Here is a 20,789-nt window from a genome sequence, read left to right as displayed (position 1 = left end):
ACGAGTCAGGCGAGATTCCGTCGCAGTTCCGCCACCACACCGTCCAGCGGCACCGGGACCTGCTCGCCGCTGTCGAGGTTCTTGACCTGGACGACCCCCTCGGCCAGATCCCGCTCCCCGGCCACGACGGCGTACGCCGCCCCCGAGCGGTTGGCCGACTTCATGCCGTTCTTCAGACCGCGGCCGCCGTACGCGAAGTCCGTCGCGATCCCCTGCCGGCGCAGCTCGGTGACCACGCCGAACAGCGCGCGCCTCGCCTCCTCCCCCAGCGGGACGGCGAAGACCTGGGTGCGCGAGGGCTGCGGGAGCTCCACGCCCTCGGCCCGCAGGGCCAGGACCGTGCGGTCCACGCCCAGCGCCCAGCCCACCGACGGCAGCGGCGGGCCGCCGATCATCTCCGACAGGCCGTCGTAGCGGCCGCCGCCGCCGACCGCGGACTGCGAGCCGAGCCCGTCGTGGACGAACTCGAAGGTGGTGCGGGTGTAGTAGTCCAGGCCGCGCACCAGCTTCTCGTCGTCCTCGAACTCCACCCCGGCCGCCGTCAGCAGCCCGCGCACCTGCTCGTGGTACTCCTTGCACGCCTCGCACAGGTGGTCGGGCATCATCGGCGCGCCGGCGAGCTGCTTCTGGACGGCCTCGCGCTTGTCGTCCAGCACGCGCAGCGGGTTGATCTCGACGCGGGCGCGGGTGTCCTCGTCCAGGTCGAGTCCGCGCAGGAAGTCCTGGAGGGCCGCGCGGTAGACCGGGCGGCACTCGCGGTCGCCCAGGGAGTTCAGCAGCAGCCGGAAGTTCCGCAGCCCCAGCGAGCGGTACGCGTCCACCGCCAGGATGATCAGCTCGGCGTCCAGGGCCGGGTCCTCGGCGCCCAGCGCCTCGGCGCCGACCTGGGAGAAGTGCCGGTAGCGGCCGGCCTGGGGGCGCTCGTAGCGGTACTGCGAGCCGGAGTACCAGACCTTCACCGGCAGCGCGCCGCGGTGCAGGTTGTGCTCCAGTACGGCGCGGACGACCGGCGCGGTGCCCTCGGGGCGCAGCGCCAGGCGGCTGCCTCCCTTGGTGGTGAGGGTGTACATCTCCTTGGTCACGATGTCGGTGGACTCGCCGACACCGCGGGCGAACAGCTCGACGTTCTCGAAGCCGGGCGTCTCGATGTAGCCGTAGCCGGCGCGCCGCAGCGGCGCGGCGATCGCCTCGCGCACCGCGAGGTAGTCGGCCGACTCCGGGGGGATCAGGTCATAGGTGCCCCTGGGGGCGGAGAAGGTGCTCACGTCTTCTTCGTCGTCACATTCCTCGTCGCGGGGCGGCGGTGCCGCCTCCCGTTCCGAACGGGCCGCCGGCGGCCACCTCCCGCAGGAACGGGTTGGTGGCGCGCTCGCGGCCGATGGTGGTCTGGGGGCCGTGGCCGGAGAGCACCACGGTCGAGTCGTCCAGGGGCAGGCACACGCGTGCCAGCGACCGCAGGATCTCGGCGTGGTCGCCACCGGGCAGGTCGGTGCGTCCGATGGAGCCGGCGAACAGCAGGTCGCCCGAGAACAGCACCGGCGGGACGTCGGCCTGCTCGGGCATCCGGAAGGTCACCGACCCCCTGGTATGGCCCGGCGCGTGCGAGACGGTCAGCTCCAGTCCGGCCAGGGACAGCACGGCGCCGTCGGCCAGTTCCTCCACGTCGTCCGGCTCCCCCACGGAGAGCTCGCCCATCAGCGGCTGCCCGATGGAGCGGCCCAGCCACTTCTCGGGGTCGCTCATCATCTCCCGGTCCTCCGGGTGGATCCAGGCGGGCACACCGTGCGCGCCGCACACCGGGACCACGGAGGCCACGTGGTCGATGTGGCCGTGGGTGAGGACGACGGCGACCGGCTTGAGGCGGTGCCTGGCTATGGCCTCCTCGACGCCTTCGGCGGCCTGGTGGCCCGGGTCGATGATCACGCACTCCTCGCCCGCGGCGGGGGCGACCAGATAGCAGTTGGTCCCCCAGGCCCCGGCGGGGAACCCGGCAATGAGCACGATCGTCCTTCGGTCGTCCGGCAGGGATGCCGCGGCCGTCGGACCGGCCGCCGGCAGCGGTTACAGAGCCTACCGGCGACGGGACGGAGCCCGCGAACCCGTATCCCGTATACCGTACGGCCCAAGCTGTGGCACACGTGTGCGTACGCACGCCTCGTACAGACGCCCCGAAGGATTCGAAGGAGACGACCCGTGGTCAGCAGTGAGCAGCGGCGCAAGCAGCTCGCCCGCGAGAAGTACCTGCGTCAGCAGCAGCGGCGGGCCGAGGCACGGCGCAAGGGGCGGATCCGCAACGCCTCCATCGCGGGCGGCCTGGCCCTGGTCCTGGCGGCCGGCGGCGCCTACGCGGCCGCGGGCGGCCTGGCGGCGGACGACAAGAAGGCCGACAAGGCCTCCGCCGAGCCCTCCGCCCCGCCCACCAGCAAGGCCCCGGACCCCTGCGAGAAGCCGGCGAAGGGCGAGCCGAGCGAGAAGCACTGGAAGAAGGAGCCGAAGATGTCGATCGACACCTCGGCCACCTACACGATGAAGCTGGAGACCACCTGCGGCGACATCGAGATCGAGATGGACGCCGCCAAGACGCCGCGCACCGTGAACTCCTTCGAGTTCCTGGCCGGTGAGGGCTACCTCGACCACTCCCCGTGCCACCGCCTGGTGAACCAGGGCATCTACGTGCTGCAGTGCGGCGACCCGACCGGCACCGGCACCGGCATGTCGAAGGACGGCAAGGTCCAGCAGCCCGGCTACTCGATCCCGGACGAGAACCTCGACGACCCGAAGGTGAAGAAGGGCACCTATCCGGCGGGCACGGTCGCCATGGCCAACCGGTACAACGCCCAGACCAAGGAGGGCCGGGACAGCGGCGGCAGCCAGTTCTTCCTGGTCTACGAGGACAGCCAGCTGCCCCCGGACTACACCCCCTTCGGCACCGTCACCAAGGGCATGGACGTGCTGAAGAAGATCGCCGACGCCGGTATGACCCCGGACCCGCAGACGGGCAACACCAAGCCGAACGCGACCGTGGTGATCGACAAGGCGACGGTGCGGAAGAAGTGACCCCCGGCGGCCGGTGCCGCGCCCGTGCCCGGCGGCCGCTCCCGGCGGCCGCGCACCCGGATTTCGGTCGCCCGGGATGCGGACAGGGCGGGCACCGGTCGCCTATGTTGGGCGTTGTACGGGGTGCCTGCGCCGACGGCCGGGCAAACCCCCCGGCCGGCCGGTCGAACCGGTGCGGCCGGACCGGCCCGACCGGTCGAATCCGACCGTCGGCCGTATGACAACCGTGGACGATGCCGGGGAGCGCACGCCTCCCGTCGGCATCATGTGGAGGAGGCGCTGTGAGCAGCGACCCGTGGGGCCGCGTCGATGAGACGGGGACCGTTTACGTGCGTACCGCCGACGGCGAGAAGGTCGTCGGCTCGTGGCAGGCCGGAGCCCCCGAGGAGGCCCTGGCCTACTTCGAGCGCAAGTACGACGGCCTGGTCGTGGAGATCGACCTCCTTGAGCGCCGGGTGAAGACCACCGATCTGTCGGCCAAGGACGCCCTGGCCGCCGTCGGGCACCTGCGGCAGCAGGTCGAAGAGGCGCACGCGGTGGGCGACCTGGAGGCCCTGGGGAGGCGGCTGGACCAGCTCACCGAGCTGATCGAGACCCGCCGGGAGGAGCGCAAGGCCGCCCGGGCCCGGCAGGCCGAGGAGGCGCGCAAGGCCAAGGAGGCGCTGGTCGCCGAGGCCGAGGAGCTCGCCGCCAGCGACCAGTGGCGGGCCGCCGGGGAGCGGCTGCGCGCCCTGGTGGACACCTGGAAGGGCCTGCCCCGGCTGGACCGCAAGTCCGACGACGAGCTGTGGCACCGCTTCTCGCACGCCCGCTCGGCCTTCTCCAAGCGGCGCAAGGCCCACTTCGCGTCGCTGGACGCCCAGCGCGAGGAGGCCCGGCGGCGCAAGGAGAAGCTGGTCGCCGAGGCGGAGGCCCTGTCCGGTTCGACGGACTGGGGTCCGACGGCAGCCCGCTACCGCGAGCTGATGCAGGAGTGGAAGGCCGCCGGCCGGGCCCAGCGCGAGCACGAGGACGCGCTGTGGCAGCGCTTCCGCGGCGCCCAGGACGTCTTCTTCGCCGCCCGCGGCGAGGTCTTCGCCGAGCGGGACGCCGAGCAGCGGGAGAACCTGGCCCGCAAGGAGGAGCTGGCCGCCGAGGCGGAGAAGCTGCTCCCGGTCACCGACCTGAAGGCGGCCCGGGTGGCCTTCCGCGCGATCAACGAGCGCTGGGACGCCGTCGGCCATGTGCCCCGGGATGCCCGGGCCGGGATCGAGGGCCGGATGCACGCGGTGGAGCGGGCGATCCAGGAGGCCGAGGAGGCCGAGTGGCGCCGCACCAACCCCGAGGCCCGGGCGCGTGCGGAGGGCCTGACCGGCCAGCTCCAGGACGCCGTGGACAAGCTCCGCGCGCAGATCGAGAAGGCCCGTGCGGCCGGCAACACCGCCAAGGCGGAGAAGCTGGAGCGCGAGCTCGAGGGCCGGCAGGCCCTGCTGGACCAGGCCCTCAAGGGGCTGCGGGAGTTCAGCGGCTGAGAACGCGGGACGCGGGTACACGACGGGCGGCCCCGGCACCTTCGAAGGTGCCGGGGCCGCCCCCGTGCCCGGTCCGCCCGGCCGCGGTCGTCCGGGCCGGCCGGACGGACCGGGCGGACCGGGCTACGACCGGCGGGCCGAGGTGACGCGGTAGACGTCGTAGACGCCCTCCACCCCGCGCACCGCCTTCAGCACGTGCCCCAGGTGCTTGGGGTCGCCCATCTCGAAGGTGAAACGGGAGATGGCCACCCGGTCCCGGGAGGTCTGGACGGCCGCGGAGAGGATGTTCACGTGCTGGTCGGACAGCACGCGGGTGACGTCCGACAGCAGCCGGGAGCGGTCCAGCGCCTCGACCTGGATGGCGACCAGGAAGACCGAGGACTGGGTGGGCGCCCACTCGACCTCCAGCATCCGCTCCGGCTCGCGCGAGAGCGAGTCGACGTTGACGCAGTCGGCGCGGTGGACGGAGACGCCGTTGCCGCGGGTGACGAACCCGAGGATCGGGTCGCCGGGCACGGGCGTGCAGCAGCGGGCCAGCTTGACCCACACGTCCTCCACGCCCTTGACGATCACGCCCGGGTCCGCGCTGGAGCGCCGCTTGGTGCGCCGGCGCATGGGCGGGGCGGTCTCGGCGATGTCCTCGTTGGCGGCCTCCTCGCCGCCGATGGCCTGGATCAGCTTCTGGACGACGTTCTGCGCGGAGACGTGGCCCTCGCCGATGGCCGCGTAGAGCGCCGAGATGTCGGGGTAGCGCATCTCGTGCGCCTGGGTGACCAGGGAGTCGCCGGTGAGGATGCGCTGGATCGGCAGGTTCTGCTTGCGCATGGCCCGCACGATGGCGTCCTTGCCCTGCTCGATGGCCTCCTCGCGCCGCTCCTTGGAGAACCAGGCGCGGATCTTGTTGCGGGCGCGCGGCGACTTGACGAAGCTCAGCCAGTCGCGGGAGGGGCCGGCGCCGGGCGACTTGGAGGTGAAGACCTCCACCAGGTCGCCGTTGTCCAGGGTGGACTCCAGCGGCACCAGGCGCCCGTTGACGCGGGCGCCGATGGTGCGGTGGCCGACCTCGGTGTGGACGGCGTAGGCGAAGTCCACCGGGGTGGCGCCCGCCGGGAGCGCTATGACGTCGCCCTTGGGCGTGAAGACGAAGACCTCGTTGCGCGAGAGGTCGAAGCGCAGCGACTCCAGGAACTCGCCCGGGTCCTCGGTCTCCTTCTGCCAGTCCAGCAGCTGCCGCAGCCACGCCATGTCGTTGACGGCGTCGCCCTTCCTGGCGGGCGCGTCGGTGCGGACCTTGGAAGCGCCGGCGACGGCCTCCTGCTTGTACTTCCAGTGCGCGGCGATGCCGTACTCGGCGCGGCGGTGCATGTCGTAGGTGCGGATCTGCAGCTCGACCGGCTTGCCGCCGGGCCCGATGACCGTCGTGTGCAGCGACTGGTACATGTTGAACTTGGGCATCGCGATGTAGTCCTTGAACCGCCCCGGCACCGGATTCCACCGGGCGTGGACGGTCCCCAGCGCCGCGTAGCAGTCGCGGACGGTGTCGACCAGGACGCGGATGCCCACCAGGTCGTAGATCTCGGCGAAGTCGCGGCCCCGCACGATCATCTTCTGGTAGACGCTGTAGTAGTGCTTGGGGCGGCCGGTGACGGTCGCCTTGATGCGGGCGCCGCGCAGGTCGGCCTGGACCTCGTCGATGACGGTCGCCAGGTACTCGTCGCGCTTGGGCGCGCGCTCGGCGACCAGCCGGACGATCTCGTCGTACATCTTGGGGTAGAGGATCGCGAAGGCGAGGTCCTCCAGCTCCCACTTGATGGTGTTCATGCCCAGGCGGTGGGCGAGCGGGGCGTAGATCTCCAGCGTCTCGCGGGCCTTCTGCTCCTGCTTCTCCCGCTTGAGGTAGCGCATGGTGCGCATGTTGTGCAGGCGGTCGGCGAGCTTGATGACCAGCACCCTGGGGTCCTTGGCCATGGCGACGACCATCTTGCGGACCGTCTCGGCCTGGGCCGCCTCGCCGAACTTGACCTTGTCCAGCTTGGTGACGCCGTCGACGAGGAGGGCCACCTGGTCGCCGAAGTCGCGGCGCAGGGTGTCCAGGCCGTACTCGGTGTCCTCCACCGTGTCGTGCAGCAGGCCGGCCATCAGGGTGGCCGGGTCCATGCCCAGCTCGGCGAGGATGGTGGTGACGGCCAGCGGGTGGGTGATGTACGGGTCGCCGCTCTTGCGCTTCTGCCCGCGGTGCCACCGCTCGGCGACCTGGTAGGCGCGCTCGATCTGGCGCAGGGTGGAGGTGTCGGCCTTGGGGTCGTTGCTCCGGACGATCCGCAGCAGCGGTTCCAGCACGGGGTTGTAGGGGCTGGACCGCTGGACGCCGAGGCGGGCCAGGCGGGCGCGGACGCGGTTGGAGGAGCCCGAGCGCCCGGAGACGCCCGAGACGGCGCGGGTGGCCGAGGCCTTGTCCCGGGAGGCCGCGTCGTCGCGCTTCCCGCCCGCGGGCGAGGCGGTGGACGGCAACGGCTTGGGGGTGCCGCCGCGCTTCCCGGCCGCGGTGGCGCCTGCCGTGGAGGACTTCGCCGGCCTGCCGGCGTCCTGCTGCTGCGCTGCGGTGAGCGGCTTGGCCTCGTCTGGCAAGGGCAACTCCTCGGTGGGCCCCTCCTCGCCGGTCGCGGCGTGAGGAGGGCGGTTCCGGCCGGGAACAGGCCGGACTGCCATGGTATCCACCCCGGCCCCGGAACGAGCCGGGCGCCGGCGCGGGGCGGCCTCGGATGTCTTCGGACGTCTTCGAGGGTGTCACAGACGGAGGGCCGGACGCGACGGAGGGGATGGCCCGGAGCGCCCCGGGCCATCCCCTCCGCGAAGCCGGTGCCGCGGCGGCACCGGCTGCTCTCAGACGGTGATCACGACGTCCAGCGGAGCGCCCTCCAGGGCCGCCTCCAGTCTGGTCCGGCCGGGCAGGAAGCCCAGCTCCATCAGGACCGCGACGCCGGCGACCTGTGCCCCCGATCGGCGGATCAGGCGCAGCGACGCCTCGGCGGTGCCGCCGGTGGCCAGCACGTCGTCGATCACCAGCACCCGGTCCTCGGTGGTGAGGTCCTCGGCGTGGATCTCGATCTCGGCGCTGCCGTACTCCAGCTCGTACGCCTGCGACAGGGTGGCGCCGGGCAGCTTGCCCGCCTTGCGCACGGGGATGAAGCCGACGCCCGCCCGCACCGCCGCCGGGGCGGCCAGGATGAAGCCGCGCGCCTCCAGGCCGACCACCTTGGTGGCGCCGCGCTCCCGGGCGAGGCCGGCCAGTGCGTCGGTGAGGGCGGTGAAGGCCTCGGGATCGGCCAGGAGCGGGGTGATGTCCTTGAACAGCACTCCCGGCTTGGGGTAGTCGGGCACGTCGCGGATCCTGCTGAGCAGCAGGCCGCGCAGCCTCTCGAAGTCGGCGGTGACGGAGATCATCGGGTCACCGCCGCCGTCCGGAGGGACGCCCGCGCCCGCGGCTGCCGGACTCCGGCGAGCGGGGTCCGCCGACGGCTCCGGCCGTCGCGGCGCCGGCCTCCGCCGGCCGCCGCGCACCGGAGTCCGCGTTCTCGCCCGTCTCCTCGGTCTCCTCGGCTCCGTCGCCGCCCTTGGCCCGCTTGGCCAGCGTCCGCCGGTCGTGGGCCTTGATCTCCGGCGAGCGGAGCTTGAGGTCCACCACGATCGGGGTGGCGATGAAGATGGAGGAGAAGGTACCGGCGGTGAGGCCGATGAACAGCGACAGCGAGATGTCCTTGAGCATGCCGCCGCCGAGCAGGCCGGTGCCGATGAACAGCAGTCCGGCCACCGGCAGCAGGGCGACCACCGAGGTGTTGACGGAGCGGATCACGGTGGCGTTGATGCCGAGGTTGGCCAGCTCGCTGTAGGTGTGGCGGTTCTGCTTGAGCAGGCCGCGGGTCTTCTCCTTGACCTTGTCGAAGACCACCACCGTGTCGTACAGCGAGTAGCTGAGGATCGTCAGGACGCCGACCACCGTGCCCGGGGTCACCTCGAAGCCGACGATGGCGTAGACGCCGATGGTGACGACCAGGTCGTGCACCAGGGCGCCCATGGCGCCCACCGCCATCCGCCACTCGAAGGCGATGGCCAGGTAGACGCTGACCAGGATGAGGAAGACGACCAGGCCCTGGATCGCCTTGCTGCTCATCTGGTCGCCCCAGCTCGGGCCCACCAGCTCGGTGTCCAGCTCCTGGGTCTCCAGGCCGAGCTCGTCGGCGAGGGCCGCGCGGGTCTTCTCCGACTGCTCGTTGTCCAGCCCGGTGACCTGGATGCGCAGCGCGCCGCTGCCCAGTTCCTGGATGCGGGGCTCGGTGCCGGAGACCTCCTGGGCGGTCTCGCGGGCGTCCTCGATCGACATCTGGGTGGGCGGGGTGGTGAAGACGGCACCGCCCTGGAACTCGATGCCCATGTACAGGCCGCGGGCCCCCAGGCCCACCAGGGAGATCAGCATCAGCAGCAGCGTGACGCCGTACCAGAGCTTCCGCTTCCCGACGAAGTCGTAGCTGGCCTCGCCGCGGTACAGCTTGCCGCCGAGATCACCGAATCGTGACATCTCAGGCCTCCTTCGGTTCGGCGGGGGCGGCGACCGCGGCGCGGCGGCCCCGGTACAGCGGCGGGGTGACCCCGAGCCGCTTCGGGTCGAGTCCGGACCACGGATGGCCGCTGGTGAAGAACTTGCGGCCGGCCATGATCGTCATCATCGGCTTGGTCAGCAGGAAGACGATGGCCAGGTCCAGCGCGGTCGTCAGGCCGAGCACGAAGGCGAAGCCCTGGACCGAGCCGATCGAGACGATGAACAGCACGATCGCTGCGATGATCGAGACCACGTCGGAGACCAGGATGGTCCGCCGGGCGCTGGGCCAGGCCCGCTCGAAGGCGGCCCGGATGGAGCGGCCCTCGCGGATCTCGTCGCGGATCCTCTCGAAGTAGACGATGAAGGAGTCCGTGGTGATGCCGATGGCCACGATGGCGCCGCAGATGGCCGGCAGGCTCAGCGCGAAGCCGATGGCCGGGCCGAGCAGGGTCATGACGACGTAGGTGAGGATGGCCGCGGCCAGCAGGCTGGAGATCGCGACCAGCGCCAGCACCCGGTAGTAGAAGAGCAGGTACGCGACGACCAGCACCAGGCCGATGGCTCCGGCGATCAGGCCCGCCTTGAGCTGCTCGGAGCCGAGCGTGGGCGAGATGGTGGTCACGTTGCTCTCCTCGAAGGAGAGCGGCAGGGCGCCGTAGGACAGGATGTTGGCCAGTTCCTCGGCGGACTGCTGGTTGAAGCTGCCGGAGATCTCGGCGCTGCCGCCGCCGAGCCGCTCGGAGACGCGGGGGGCGGAGACGACCTCGCCGTCCAGCACGATCGCGAACTGGTTGCGCGGCTCGGCCTGGGTGGAGAGCTCCTCGGTGATGTCGGCGAACTTCTCGGCGCCGTTGGAGTCGAACTCCATGGTGACGATCCAGCCCTGGGCGCGCTGGTCGTCGAAGAGGGCCGCGGCGTCGGTGACGTCGGTGCCGGGGACGGCGACGGGGCCGAGCGCGTACTTGTACAGGCCGCTCTCGTCGCAGGACGCGACGGGCTCGGAGTTCTCCGCCTCGGCGGCGGCCCGACTGGCCTTGGAGCGGCCCTCGTCGGTGGCGCAGTCCAGTGCGTCGAGCTTCTTCTGCAGGTCGGCCGGGATGCCGGCGTCCGGCGCCGGAGCCGGCTGGGAGGGCTCGGGGTCGGCGGGCTCCTCGGACTCCTCGCTCCCGGACGCGGGCGCCGAGGGGGTGGGCGACTCGGAGCCTTCGGCCAGCAGGTCCTCGGTGACGGCCCGGCCCTGGGTGGAGGCCTCGGGTGAGGGGGACGCGGAGGAGTCGCCGGACTTCTCGCCGTCCGTCGCCTCCTCGGCCTTCTCGCCGTCCTCCGCCTTCTCGTCCTTCTCACCGGCGGCGCCCGACGGACTCGCCGAGGGGTCCGGCTGGGCGGGGGCTCCGGACGCGACGGTCAGGACCGGGCGGAACGCGAGCTGGGCGGTGGTGCCGACCTGCTCCCGGGCCTGCTTCTCGTCGGTGCCCCGCGGGATGTTGACGACGATGTTCTCGGCACCCTGCGTCCGCACCTCGGCCTCGGCGACGCCCAGACCGTTGACCCGCCGCTCGATGATGGAGACGGCGGTGTTCATGTTGGTCTCGTTGATCGCCTCCTCCTTGCCGGGCTGGGCCTTGGCCGTGAGCGTGATGCTCGTGCCGCCGGCGAGGTCGATGCCCAGGCGGGGCGTGGTGTGCCCGGAGAGGAACATGCCTCCGGTGAGCGCCACCATGGCCACCAGGATGAGCGCCAGGGAGCGCCACGGCCGTCCCTGGGTGCCCGGTGATCTGCGACCTTTCTTCGGTGCTGCCACCTTCTCGTATCTCCCTGTCCAACCGCCCGCGCTCGAATGGTCGCCGCGCGGCGCGCGAAGTGGTCGTAAGGACGTGCGGCACCGCCGGGCCCGTCGGGGCCGGCGGTGGGGCGACTCAGTTGGAGTCGGTGTCGCCCTTCCGCTTGGCGTCCCGGGTCTCCGCGTCGTCGGCGGAGGAGTCCGTCTTGCTCAGGTCGGTCTTGCCGGCGCTGCCGTCGGAGACCAGCGAGGAGGCGTCGTCCGGGACGACGGGGGTGTCCGCGTCGTGGTCCTCGCCGTTGACGATGCGCTCGTACTCGTCGGCCTCCAGCACCGCGCCGACGGCGTTCTTCGCGTAGACCGCGTGCACGCCCGGCGCCACCTCCAGGAGAACCGTGTCGGAGTGGACCTCCTTCACCAACGCGTACATGCCACCGATCGTACGGATGCCGGTGCCTGGCTCCATCCGGTCGCGCATCTGCATGGCCTGCTGCTGCTTCTTCTTGGCCGAGCGCGTCATCAGGAGCATGGCCCCGATGAGGATGATGAAGGGGAGGAGAAGTCCAATATCCACGGCGGAAGGTTTCCTTCACACGACCGCTGGGAAGCGGCCTGGTATTCGGGGGTGGTCATGCCCTCCGGGACGGAGGGCATCGGCGGAGTCTAAGCGAGCCCGCGCCTGGGGAACAACGTCAAGCATCGCACTGAGGTTCCGCGAAGGGCGAGTTCGCACGCCGTCACGATCCGAAGAGACCGGGTTGGCCCGGTCCTCCCGGTGCGGACGCCGGCGGCTGCCGGGGCGGGGTGAGCCCCATGTGCTCCCATGCGGCGGGAGTGGCGATCCGGCCCCGGGGAGTGCGGGCCAGCAGCCCCTCCCGGACGAGGAACGGCTCGGCGACCTCCTCCACCGTCTCACGTTCCTCGCCCACCGCGACGGCCAGCGTGGACAGGCCGACCGGGCCGCCGCCGAACAGCCTGAGCAGGGCGTCCAGCACCCCCCGGTCAAGGCGGTCCAGGCCCCGGTCGTCCACCTCGTAGACCGCCAGGGCCTGCCCGGCGATCTCCCGGGTGATCAGGCCGTCGGCCCTGACCTGGGCGTAGTCGCGCACCCGGCGCAGCAGCCGGTTGGCGATGCGGGGGGTGCCGCGGGAGCGCCCGGCGATCTCGGCGGCCCCCTCGGCGTCTATCTCCACGTCCAGCAGCCGGGCTGAGCGGTGGATGACCTGCTCCAGTTCGGCCGGCTCGTAGAACTCCATGTGGGCGGTGAAGCCGAAGCGGTCGCGCAGCGGCGGCGGCAGCAGGCCGGCCCGGGTGGTGGCGCCGACCAGGGTGAAGGGCGGCAGTTCCAGGGGGATGGCGGTGGCGCCGGGCCCCTTGCCGACGATGACGTCGACGCGGAAGTCCTCCATCGCCATGTAGAGCATCTCCTCGGCGGGCCGCGACATGCGGTGGATCTCGTCGAGGAAGAGGACCTCGCCCTCGGTGAGGGAGGAGAGGATCGCGGCCAGGTCCCCGGCGTGCTGGATGGCCGGCCCGGAGGTGATGCGGATGGGGGCGCCCATCTCCGCGGCGATGATCATGGACAGGGTGGTCTTGCCCAGACCGGGGGCGCCGGAGAGCAGCACGTGGTCGGCGGTGCCGCCGCGGGCCCGGGCCGCGCGCAGCACCAGGTCGAGCTGTTCGCGCACCTTGGACTGCCCGACGAACTCCGCCAGGTCCTTGGGGCGCAGCGCGGCCTCGACCGCCGTGTCCTCGCCGTCGGCGGTGGCTCCGACCAGGCGCTCGGCGCCGCCGTCTGTGTGGCCGGGGTGCTCCTCCCGGTTCATGACGGCCTCCCCGGGGCGGTGGGCGGGACGGCGGCCGGGGTGGGGATCCGGTCCGTGGGGCGGGGGCGGGGCGGGGAGTACGGCGTCATGGTCGGTCTCTCGTCGGTCCGTCGCCGGTCCGTGCCGCCGCGGCGGTACGGACCGGCCTCTCAGCGTGCGCGGTTCAGGGTCTGCAGGGCGGCGCGGAGGAGCTGGGGCACCGGCGGCCGGCCGCCCTCGGCCAGCGCCGCCTCGGCCTGCGGGGTGACGGCGGCGACCGCGTCCTCCGCCTCACGTGGTGCGTAGCCCAGGCCCACCAGGGCGGCGTGGAGCTGCTCGCGCCAGCCGGGTTCGCCCGCGGCCGGGCCGGGGACGCGGCCGGCCGCCACGGCCCCGGTGCCCAGCGGCTCGCCGAGCCTGTCCTTCAGCTCCAGCAGCAGTTTCTGCGCGCCCTTCTTCCCGATGCCGGGTACGGCGGTGAGCGCCTTCTCGTCTCCGGTGGAGACCGCCAGCCGCAGCGCGTCGGGGCTGTGGACGGCGAGCATGGCCTGGGCCAGCCGCGGGCCGACGCCGCTGGCGGTCTGGAGCAGTTCGAAGACCTGCCGCTCGTCGTCGTCGGCGAAGCCGTAGAGCGTCAGGGAGTCCTCGCGGACCACCAGTGAGGCGGCCAGCCGGGTGTGCTCACCGACGCGCAGGTCGGCGAGTGTGCCGGGGGTGCAGTGGAGGACCATGCCGACGCCGCCGACCTCGATCACGGCGGTGTCCGGGGAGAGGGCTGCGACCGGTCCGGATACGAAGGCGATCATCGGCTGTCCTTCGGGGTGCTCTGGGTTCGTCGGGCGGGCGCGGCGGGCGGCACGGATCCGGGCGCCGGGGCCGGCTCCGCTCTCGCCACCGCCTCGGAGACGACCCGGGCGGCGCGGATCTGCCGGCGGTGGAGCTGCTGGTGCCGGGCCTGCTGGAGCCTGGCCTGCTGGAGCCGGTCCTCGGCGGGGGCGCGCCAGATGTGGCAGATGGCCAGTGCCAGGGCGTCGGCGGCGTCGGCGGGCTTGGGCGGGGCGTCCAGGCGCAGCAGCCTGGTGACCATCGCACCGACCTGGGCCTTGTCCGCCCGGCCGGTGCCGGTGACGGCGGCCTTGACCTCGCTGGGGGTGTGCAGGGCGACCGGGAGGCCGCGCCGGGCCGCGCAGAGCATGGCGACCGCGCTGGCCTGCGCGGTGCCCATCACGGTGCGCACGTTGTGCTGGCTGAACACGCGCTCCACGGCGACGACGTCGGGCCGGTACTCCTCCAGCCACTCCTCTATGCCGCGCTCGACGAGCACCAGCCGGTCGGGCACCTCGGCGTCGGCGGGGGTCCGCACGACGCCGACCCCGCCCATCCGCAGCGGGCGGCCCGCGGTCCCCTCCACCACGCCGATGCCGCAGCGGGTCAGCCCCGGGTCCACGCCGAGCACGCGCACCGCGGCCCCCTTCCGTCCACTGGTCGTTCGATCACCTGTTCCCGCAGGTTATCGGCTGCCACCGACAACGCCGGAGGGCGACACGGAAGAGGGCCGGCGCCGGGCCCCGCACCGGGCTGCGCCCGGAAGCGCGGAGGGTCAGGCCTCGACCTTGGCCATGACGTCGTCGGACACGTCGAAGTTGGCGAAGACGTTCTGCACGTCGTCGCTGTCCTCCAGCGCGTCGATCAGCTTGAAGATCTTGCGGGCGCCCTCCTCGTCCAGCTCCACCTGCATGGTGGGGACGAAGTTCGCGTCCGCCGAGTCGTAGTCGATGCCCGCCTTCTGCAGCGCGGTGCGCACCTCGACCAGGTCGCTCGCCTCGCTGATGACCTCGAAGGACTCGCCGAGGTCGTTGACCTCCTCGGCGCCCGCCTCCAGGACGGCGGCCAGCACGTCGTCCTCGGTCAGGTCGCCCTTGGGGACGATCACGACGCCCTTGCGGTTGAACAGGTACGAGACCGAGCCCGGGTCGGCCATGGAGCCGCCGTTGCGGGTCATGGCGACGCGTACGTCGGAGGCCGCGCGGTTGCGGTTGTCGGTGAGGCACTCGATCAGGACCGCGACGCCGTTGGGGCCGTAGCCCTCGTACATGATCGTCTGGTAGTCGGCGCCGCCCGCCTCCAGGCCCGCGCCCCGCTTGACCGCACGGTCGATGTTGTTGTTGGGGACGGAGCTCTTCTTCGCCTTCTGGATGGCGTCGTAGAGGGTGGGGTTGCCGTCGGGGTCGGGGCCGCCCATCCGGGCCGCGACCTCGATGTTCTTGATCAGCTTGGCGAAGAGCTTGCCGCGCTTGGCATCGATCACGGCCTTCTTGTGCTTGGTGGTTGCCCACTTGGAGTGGCCGGACACAGCCTCGCTCCTTCATGTCGCCAACGGAGGAATCAACGGGCCGATACTACAGCGGGTGACACCGGCGGATCACCGTGCCGCCGAGCGCACCATCCCGGTGAAGAGCCGGTGCACGCGGTGGTCGCCGGTGAGCTCGGGGTGGAAGGCGGTCGCCAGCAGGGGGCCCTGGCGCACGGCGACGGGGTGGCCGTCGAAGACCGCCAGCACCTCGACTTCCGCGCCGGTGGACTCCACCCAGGGCGCGCGGATGAAGACGCCCTCGACCGGCCCGCCCTCCACCCCGGCCATCTCGACGGACGCCTCGAACGACTCGTTCTGCCGGCCGAAGGCGTTGCGGCGCACGATCATGTCGATCCCGCCGACCGTCTCCTGGCCGGATCGGGGGTCCAGGATCTTGTCGGCGAGCATGATCATGCCCGCGCAGGAACCGTAGGCCGGCATGCCCGAGCGGACCCGCTCGCGCAGCGGCTCCATCAGCCCGAAGGCGGTGGCCAGCTTGGAGATGGTGGTGGACTCGCCGCCGGGGATCACCAGGCCGTCGACCGCGGCGAGCTCCTCGGGGCGGCGGACGGTGCGGGCGGCGGCGCCGGCCGCCTCCAGCGCGGCGAGGTGTTCGCGGACGTCGCCCTGGAGGGCGAGGACTCCGATGGCGGGGGTGGTCACGGGGCGCACCTCTTCACGGACGTACGGAAATGGCGTGGGGACGGGCGGGGCGGGACGTACGGGGGCGGCCCGCGGTGCGCGGGCCGCCCTCCGCCGGGAGCGTGGTGACGGCGCGGTGCGCGCCGCGGGTCACCAGCCGCGGCCGGCGAACCTCTCGGCCTCGGTCAGGGTGTCGCAGTTGATGCCGACCATGGCCTCTCCCAGACCGCGGGAGGCGTCCGCGATGACCTTGGGGTCGTCGAAGAAGGTGGTGGCCTTCACGATGGCGGCGGCGCGCTTGACCGGGTCGCCGGACTTGAAGATGCCCGAGCCGACGAAGACGCCCTCGGCGCCGAGCTGGCGCATCAGCGCGGCGTCGGCCGGGGTGGCCACACCGCCGGCGGAGAACAGCACGACCGGCAGCTTGCCCAGCTCGGCGACCTCCTTGACCAGCTCGTAGGGGGCGCGCAGCTCCTTGGCGGCGGCGTACAGCTCGTTGCCGTCGTAGCCGCGCAGGCGGGCGATCTCGTTCTTGATCTGGCGCAGGTGGCGTACGGCCTCGACGACGTTGCCGGTGCCGGCCTCGCCCTTGGAGCGGATCATGGCCGCGCCCTCGGCGATCCGGCGCAGGGCCTCGCCCAGGTTGGTGGCACCGCAGACGAAGGGCGTGGTGAAGGCCCACTTGTCACTGTGGTTGACCTCGTCGGCCGGGGTGAGGACCTCGGACTCGTCGATGTAGTCCACGCCGAGGGCCTGGAGCACCTGGGCCTCGACGAAGTGGCCGATGCGGGACTTGGCCATCACCGGGATGGAGACGGCGTCGATGATCCCCTCGATCATGTCCGGGTCGGACATGCGGGCGACACCGCCGTCCTTGCGGATGTCGGCGGGCACCCGCTCCAGGGCCATGACCGCGACGGCGCCGGCGTCCTCGGCGATCTTCGCCTGCTCCGGGGTGACCACGTCCATGATCACACCGCCCTTGAGCTGCTCGGCCATGCCGCGCTTGACGCGCGCGGTACCGGTCTCGGGCGTCGACGCGGCGGCGGTTTCGGGCGTGCTGGAAGGCGTGGTGGACAAGGTGTGACCTCACTCGGCGACGGTGACAGCGATTGGGACGGTTGGGACGGCCGGGACGGTGGACGTCGGCGGACGGCACCGGCCGGCGGGCGGCCGGACCGCCCGCGCGGACGGGCGCGGCGGCCGTACTGTGAACCCATCGTAGAGCCGTTCGATTCCCTGCCGGGCCCGCCGTCCGGTCCAGTTCACGGTGATCCCTGCTACAGGACCGATGAAACGGGGCGATCGGCCCCTCACGAAAGGGCCAATCGGAAGTCAGTGGCCTTCCCCGCCCGGTCCCGCCCGGTCCGCCAGGACCGCCGGCGGCTCGTCGTCCATCTCGAAGGCCAGCGGGAAGGGGGCGTGTCCGGCCAGCCGGAACCAGCGCACCTTGCGGTGCCGGCGCAGCGCGCGGGCGGCCCGTACCGCGTCGTTGTGGAAGCGCCGCGCCATCGGCACCCGGCGCACCGCGGCGGCCAGCTCCTCGGCCGTCGCCTCGCCGCCGGGCGCCGCCCGTACCGCCTCCAGCTGCGCGCTCTCGGCGAACACCGCGCGCAGGGCCTGGCTGAGCTCGCTCTCGGCGACCTCCCGCTGCTCCTCCTCGGCCTGCCGGGCGTCGTGCGCGGCCTGGTACAGGACGATGGAGGCGGCCGGGTCCAGCACCCCCGCGGTGGCCAGCTCCTGTGCGACGGAGGCGCGCCGCAACAATTGCGCGTCCAGGGCGGCGCGGGCCGCGTCGATCCGGGCGTGCAGCCGGTCCAGGCGTCCGGCGGTCCAGCTCAGGTAGACGGCGACGAGCAGCAGCGCCGCCGCGATCCAGACGATCGTGGTGGTCACGGTCGGAAGGTTCCCCTCGGTTCAGTCGCGGACCAGGCCCAGCCGGGCACGCAGTCCCACCCTCTCGTCCGGCGCGACCGAGGCGGCGCCGTCGGTGACGGTCTCGTAGACGGCCAGGACGTCGGCCCCGACGGTGGACCAGTCGAAGCGGCGTACGTGGCGGCTGCCGCGCTCGCGCAGCGCGGCGCGCCGCTCCGGGTCGCCCAGCAGGCGCACCGCGGCGGCGGCCAGCGCACCGGCGTCCTCGTTGGCGTACAGCTCGCCGGCCTCTCCCCCGTCCAGCACCTGGGCGAAGGCGTCCAGATCGCTGGCGAGCACCGGGGCCCCGGCCGACATCGCCTCCACCAGGATGATGCCGAAGGACTCGCCGCCGGTGTTGGGGGCGATGTACAGGTCCACGCTGCGCAGCAGCCGCGCCTTGTCCTCGTCGCTGACCATGCCCAGGAACTCCACGCGGTCGCGCAGCTCGCGCGGCAGGCCGGCGACGGCCTCCTCCTCGTCACCGCGCCCGGCCACCAGCAGCCGGGTGCCGGGGCGCTCGGCGAGGATGTGCGGCAGCGCCCGCATCAGCACGGGCAGGCCCTTGCGGGGCTCGTCGATGCGCCCTATGAAGCCGATGGTGTTCCCGCCGTCGCGGCCCTGCCACTCGGCCTTGGGCTCGGCGGCCGCGAAGAAGCCCACGTCCACGCCGTTGGGGATGACGACCGCGTCCCCGCCCAGGTGCTCGACCAGGGTGCGGCGGGCGTACTCGCTGACCGCGATCCGCGCGCTGATCTTCTCCAGCGCGGGCTGCAGGATCGGGTAGGCGGCGATCATCGCCCGCGAGCGCGGGTTGGAGGTGTGGAAGGTGGCCACGATCGGCCCCTGCGCCGCCCAGCAGGCGAGCAGGGAGAGCGAGGGCGTGGCGGGCTCGTGGATGTGCAGGACGTCGAAGGCGCCCTCGTGCACCCAGCGGCGCACCCTCGCCGCCGACAGGAAGCCGAAGTTCAGCCGGGCGACCGAGCCGTTGTACGGGACGGGGACGGCCCGCCCGGCCGGTACGACGTACGGCGGCAGGGGGGTCTCCTCCTCGGCCGGGGCGAGGACGGACACCTCGTGCCCGAGGCCGGTGAGGTGCTGGGCCAGGTCCCGGATGTGGAACTGGACGCCGCCGGGGACGTCCCAGGAGTAGGGGCAGACGATGCCGATCCTCACCGCCGTCCCGCCTCCCGGCCGCCCGGGCCCGGGCCGGCCGGATCCGGCCCCGTCCCGGTTCCGCTCTCCGTCCCGGTCCGCGGCGCGAGGTCCGCCGACCACAGTCTCTGCAGCATGTGCCAGTCCTCGGGGTGCTCGGCGATGCCGGTCGCGAAGCCGTCCGCCACCGCCTGGGTCATGGCGGCGGCCTTCTCCTTGCGGGTGCCCTCGGCGGGCGCCTCCACCGGAGGCAGGACGCGCCCCTTCATCACGGGCGAGTCGTCGAACCACAGGTACGCCGGCAGCAGTGCGGCCCCGGTCTGCAGCGCCAGCATGGCGGGGCCGGCGGGCATCCGGGCCGGTTCGCCGAAGAAGTCCACCTCGATGCCGGAGGAGGACAGGTCCCGGTCGGCCACCAGTGCCACCAGCCCGCCCGCGCGCAGCCGCCGGGCCAGGGTGCCGAAGGCCGCGCCGCCGGTGTGCGGCAGCACCTCCATGCCCAGGCCCTCGCGGTAGGCGACGAAGCGGTCGTACAGGGTCTCGGGCCTGAGGCGTTCGGCGACGGTGGTGAAGGGGATGCCCAGACCGGTGGTGAGGTAGGCGCCGGCCAGGTCCCAGTTGCCCATGTGCGGCAGCGCCAGGATCACGCCGCGGCCGGAGTCGAGCGTGCCGGTGAGCCGGTGCAGGTCGGTGACCTCGACGCCGTCGCGGATGCGCGCCGCGTCCCACACCGGCAGCCGGAAGGACTCCATCCAGTAGCGCAGGTACGAGCGCATGCCCGCGCGGGACAATTCGGCGAGCCGCTCGGGGCCCGCGCCGGGGACCACCCGGGCGTAGTTGGCCTCCAGGCGCAGCACCCCCTGGCCCCGGCGCCGCCAGGCGGCGTCGGCGATGGCGCGGCCCAGGGCCGCGGCCGCAGGCTCGGGGAGGCGCTTGACCGCGCCCCAGCCCAGCCCGTACAGGGCGCCGGTCATCCGCTCCCTCATGAGCTGCCGCCTCCCTGCTCGGTCGCGGTGGCTCCGTCGCGTCCCGGCCCCGCGGCCTCTCCCCCGGCCCGGCCGGCCTCGGCTTCGGCGGCCTCCCGCCGGACCGTCACCATGCGCTGCAGGATCGTCACCAGACTGCCCACGGCCACCACCCACAGGGCGACGGGCAGCAGGATCCCGATGTACGGGACGCCGAAGGTGGCCTCGAACCCGGCGAGCCCGGCGCACACCAGGGTGATCACCAGTCGCTCGGCGCGCTCGACCAGGCCGTTGACGTTCACCGGCAGGCCGATGCTCTCGCCGCGCGCCTTGGTGTACGACACGACCTGGCCGCTCGCCAGGCAGAAGATCGCCACCGCGCACAGCACCGGGTCGTCGCCACCGCCCGCGTACCACAGCGCGATGCCGCCGAAGACGGCCGCGTCGGCGATGCGGTCGAGGGTGGAGTCCAGGAAGGCGCCCCAGCGGCTGGAGCGGCCCGACTGCCGCGCCATGGTGCCGTCGACCAGGTCGGAGAAGACGAACAGGGTGATGACGACGGTGCCCCAGAAGAACTCGCCGCGGGGGAAGAAGGCCAGCGCCCCCGCCATGACTCCGCCGGTGCCGATGAGTGTGACCGTGTCGGGACTGACCCCCAGCCGGAGGAGCAGGGCGGCGAACGGTGTGAGAACACGCGTGAAGAACGCACGCGCGTACTTGTTCAGCATGGCCTTCCCGGAGGTCGAGGTGGGCCGGCGGCCGGGGGGCCGTCGGCGCGCCCATCGTAGCCAGCCGCGTCCGGAGCGCCGCCGGTGCGTCACGGCATCCGCGGCGGCGGCCGCGGAGAGCGGGCCGGGAAGGCCGATTCCGCCCTGTCGGGCGCGCTTCGCGCATGAACGGAGGTTTTAACCCCTGTACTCCGAGTGGCGGCGAATGCCACGTATGGACGGACTCCGGTGGCGGTGGAAAGCTCGAAGGAGCACCTCTTGTGCGATCCGGCACGACCATCC

At 72.6% G+C, this 20,789-nt stretch carries 19 protein-coding genes; 2 read left to right on the top strand and 17 right to left on the bottom strand.

Features of this window, described 5'->3' with window-relative positions; genetic code table 11:
• Window positions 1-5: 5 nt before the first annotated feature.
• Both hisS and BMY40_RS22620 read right to left on the bottom strand, forming a co-directional pair.
• Window positions 6-1,265: a histidine--tRNA ligase gene (hisS, locus tag BMY40_RS22625; RefSeq protein WP_093662538.1), complete on the bottom strand. Its 1,260-nt coding sequence runs from the start codon at window positions 1,263-1,265 to the stop codon at window positions 6-8.
• A 13-nt stretch (window positions 1,266-1,278) separates the two neighbouring features.
• A complete protein-coding gene (locus BMY40_RS22620; protein WP_093662536.1) occupies window positions 1,279-2,001 on the bottom strand; it encodes an MBL fold metallo-hydrolase in 723 nt (240 codons plus the stop codon).
• A 192-nt stretch (window positions 2,002-2,193) separates the two neighbouring features.
• On the opposite strand from BMY40_RS22620, the gene BMY40_RS22615 reads away from it, so the two are divergent.
• Window positions 2,194-3,057 (top strand): peptidylprolyl isomerase, encoded by an 864-nt coding sequence (locus BMY40_RS22615; RefSeq protein WP_093662534.1) that lies wholly within the window; start codon window positions 2,194-2,196, stop codon window positions 3,055-3,057.
• A 281-nt stretch (window positions 3,058-3,338) separates the two neighbouring features.
• Window positions 3,339-4,568 carry a DUF349 domain-containing protein gene (locus BMY40_RS22610; protein ID WP_093662532.1) on the top strand — a complete coding sequence of 410 codons (1,230 nt, stop codon included), beginning with the start codon at window positions 3,339-3,341 and terminating at the stop codon, window positions 4,566-4,568.
• A gap of 123 nt (window positions 4,569-4,691) precedes the next feature.
• Here BMY40_RS22610 and BMY40_RS22605 read toward each other — a convergent pair whose 3' ends face one another.
• From BMY40_RS22605 to pgsA, 15 genes are all read right to left on the bottom strand, one after another.
• Window positions 4,692-7,196, bottom strand: a complete 2,505-nt coding sequence (locus BMY40_RS22605; protein WP_093662530.1) for a RelA/SpoT family protein — start codon at window positions 7,194-7,196, stop codon at window positions 4,692-4,694.
• 255 nt (window positions 7,197-7,451) lie between these two features.
• The gene (locus BMY40_RS22600; RefSeq protein ID WP_093662611.1) at window positions 7,452-8,012 is read right to left on the bottom strand and encodes an adenine phosphoribosyltransferase; all 561 of its coding nucleotides are present in this window, start codon (window positions 8,010-8,012) and stop codon (window positions 7,452-7,454) included.
• Window positions 8,013-8,016: 4 nt separating this feature from the next.
• The gene (gene secF / locus BMY40_RS22595) at window positions 8,017-9,144 is read right to left on the bottom strand and encodes a protein translocase subunit SecF (RefSeq protein WP_093662528.1); all 1,128 of its coding nucleotides are present in this window, start codon (window positions 9,142-9,144) and stop codon (window positions 8,017-8,019) included.
• Between the two features lies 1 nt (window position 9,145).
• Window positions 9,146-10,966, bottom strand: coding sequence for a protein translocase subunit SecD (secD, locus tag BMY40_RS22590; protein WP_093662526.1), 1,821 nt, complete (start codon window positions 10,964-10,966; stop codon window positions 9,146-9,148).
• A gap of 115 nt (window positions 10,967-11,081) precedes the next feature.
• Window positions 11,082-11,519 carry a preprotein translocase subunit YajC gene (gene yajC, locus BMY40_RS22585; RefSeq protein ID WP_093662524.1) on the bottom strand — a complete coding sequence of 146 codons (438 nt, stop codon included), beginning with the start codon at window positions 11,517-11,519 and terminating at the stop codon, window positions 11,082-11,084.
• A 163-nt stretch (window positions 11,520-11,682) separates the two neighbouring features.
• Complete coding sequence (ruvB, locus tag BMY40_RS22580) at window positions 11,683-12,771, bottom strand: Holliday junction branch migration DNA helicase RuvB (RefSeq protein WP_093662522.1); 1,089 nt, start codon at window positions 12,769-12,771, stop codon at window positions 11,683-11,685.
• A 149-nt stretch (window positions 12,772-12,920) separates the two neighbouring features.
• Window positions 12,921-13,556, bottom strand: coding sequence for a Holliday junction branch migration protein RuvA (gene ruvA, locus BMY40_RS22575; protein ID WP_093662520.1), 636 nt, complete (start codon window positions 13,554-13,556; stop codon window positions 12,921-12,923).
• On the bottom strand, window positions 13,553-14,212 hold the full coding sequence (ruvC, locus tag BMY40_RS22570) for a crossover junction endodeoxyribonuclease RuvC (RefSeq protein ID WP_245770252.1): 660 nt from the start codon (window positions 14,210-14,212) through the stop codon (window positions 13,553-13,555). The genes ruvA and ruvC overlap by 4 nt, the downstream gene beginning before the upstream one ends.
• A gap of 138 nt (window positions 14,213-14,350) precedes the next feature.
• Window positions 14,351-15,103 (bottom strand): YebC/PmpR family DNA-binding transcriptional regulator, encoded by a 753-nt coding sequence (locus tag BMY40_RS22565; RefSeq protein ID WP_093662518.1) that lies wholly within the window; start codon window positions 15,101-15,103, stop codon window positions 14,351-14,353.
• Between the two features lie 69 nt (window positions 15,104-15,172).
• Complete coding sequence (pdxT, locus tag BMY40_RS22560) at window positions 15,173-15,766, bottom strand: pyridoxal 5'-phosphate synthase glutaminase subunit PdxT (protein ID WP_093662516.1); 594 nt, start codon at window positions 15,764-15,766, stop codon at window positions 15,173-15,175.
• A 129-nt stretch (window positions 15,767-15,895) separates the two neighbouring features.
• Window positions 15,896-16,825, bottom strand: coding sequence for a pyridoxal 5'-phosphate synthase lyase subunit PdxS (gene pdxS / locus BMY40_RS22555; RefSeq protein WP_093662514.1), 930 nt, complete (start codon window positions 16,823-16,825; stop codon window positions 15,896-15,898).
• 255 nt (window positions 16,826-17,080) lie between these two features.
• The gene (locus tag BMY40_RS22550) at window positions 17,081-17,641 is read right to left on the bottom strand and encodes a LemA family protein (protein WP_093662512.1); all 561 of its coding nucleotides are present in this window, start codon (window positions 17,639-17,641) and stop codon (window positions 17,081-17,083) included.
• A 21-nt stretch (window positions 17,642-17,662) separates the two neighbouring features.
• Window positions 17,663-18,835 carry a glycosyltransferase family 4 protein gene (locus BMY40_RS22545; protein ID WP_093662609.1) on the bottom strand — a complete coding sequence of 391 codons (1,173 nt, stop codon included), beginning with the start codon at window positions 18,833-18,835 and terminating at the stop codon, window positions 17,663-17,665.
• Entirely contained in the window at window positions 18,832-19,800 is a 969-nt protein-coding gene (locus BMY40_RS22540; protein WP_093662510.1) for a phosphatidylinositol mannoside acyltransferase, read from the bottom strand. Before BMY40_RS22540 ends, BMY40_RS22545 begins: the two co-directional genes overlap by 4 nt.
• Entirely contained in the window at window positions 19,797-20,507 is a 711-nt protein-coding gene (pgsA, locus tag BMY40_RS22535; protein WP_093662508.1) for a phosphatidylinositol phosphate synthase, read from the bottom strand. The genes BMY40_RS22540 and pgsA overlap by 4 nt, the downstream gene beginning before the upstream one ends.
• Window positions 20,508-20,789: the final 282 nt, after the last annotated feature.

It is taken from the genome of Streptomyces radiopugnans, from assembly GCF_900110735.1.
In the GTDB taxonomy this organism is placed as follows: Bacteria; Actinomycetota; Actinomycetes; order Streptomycetales; family Streptomycetaceae; genus Streptomyces; species Streptomyces radiopugnans.
This window is presented reverse-complemented; position numbering and strand designations above follow the sequence as displayed.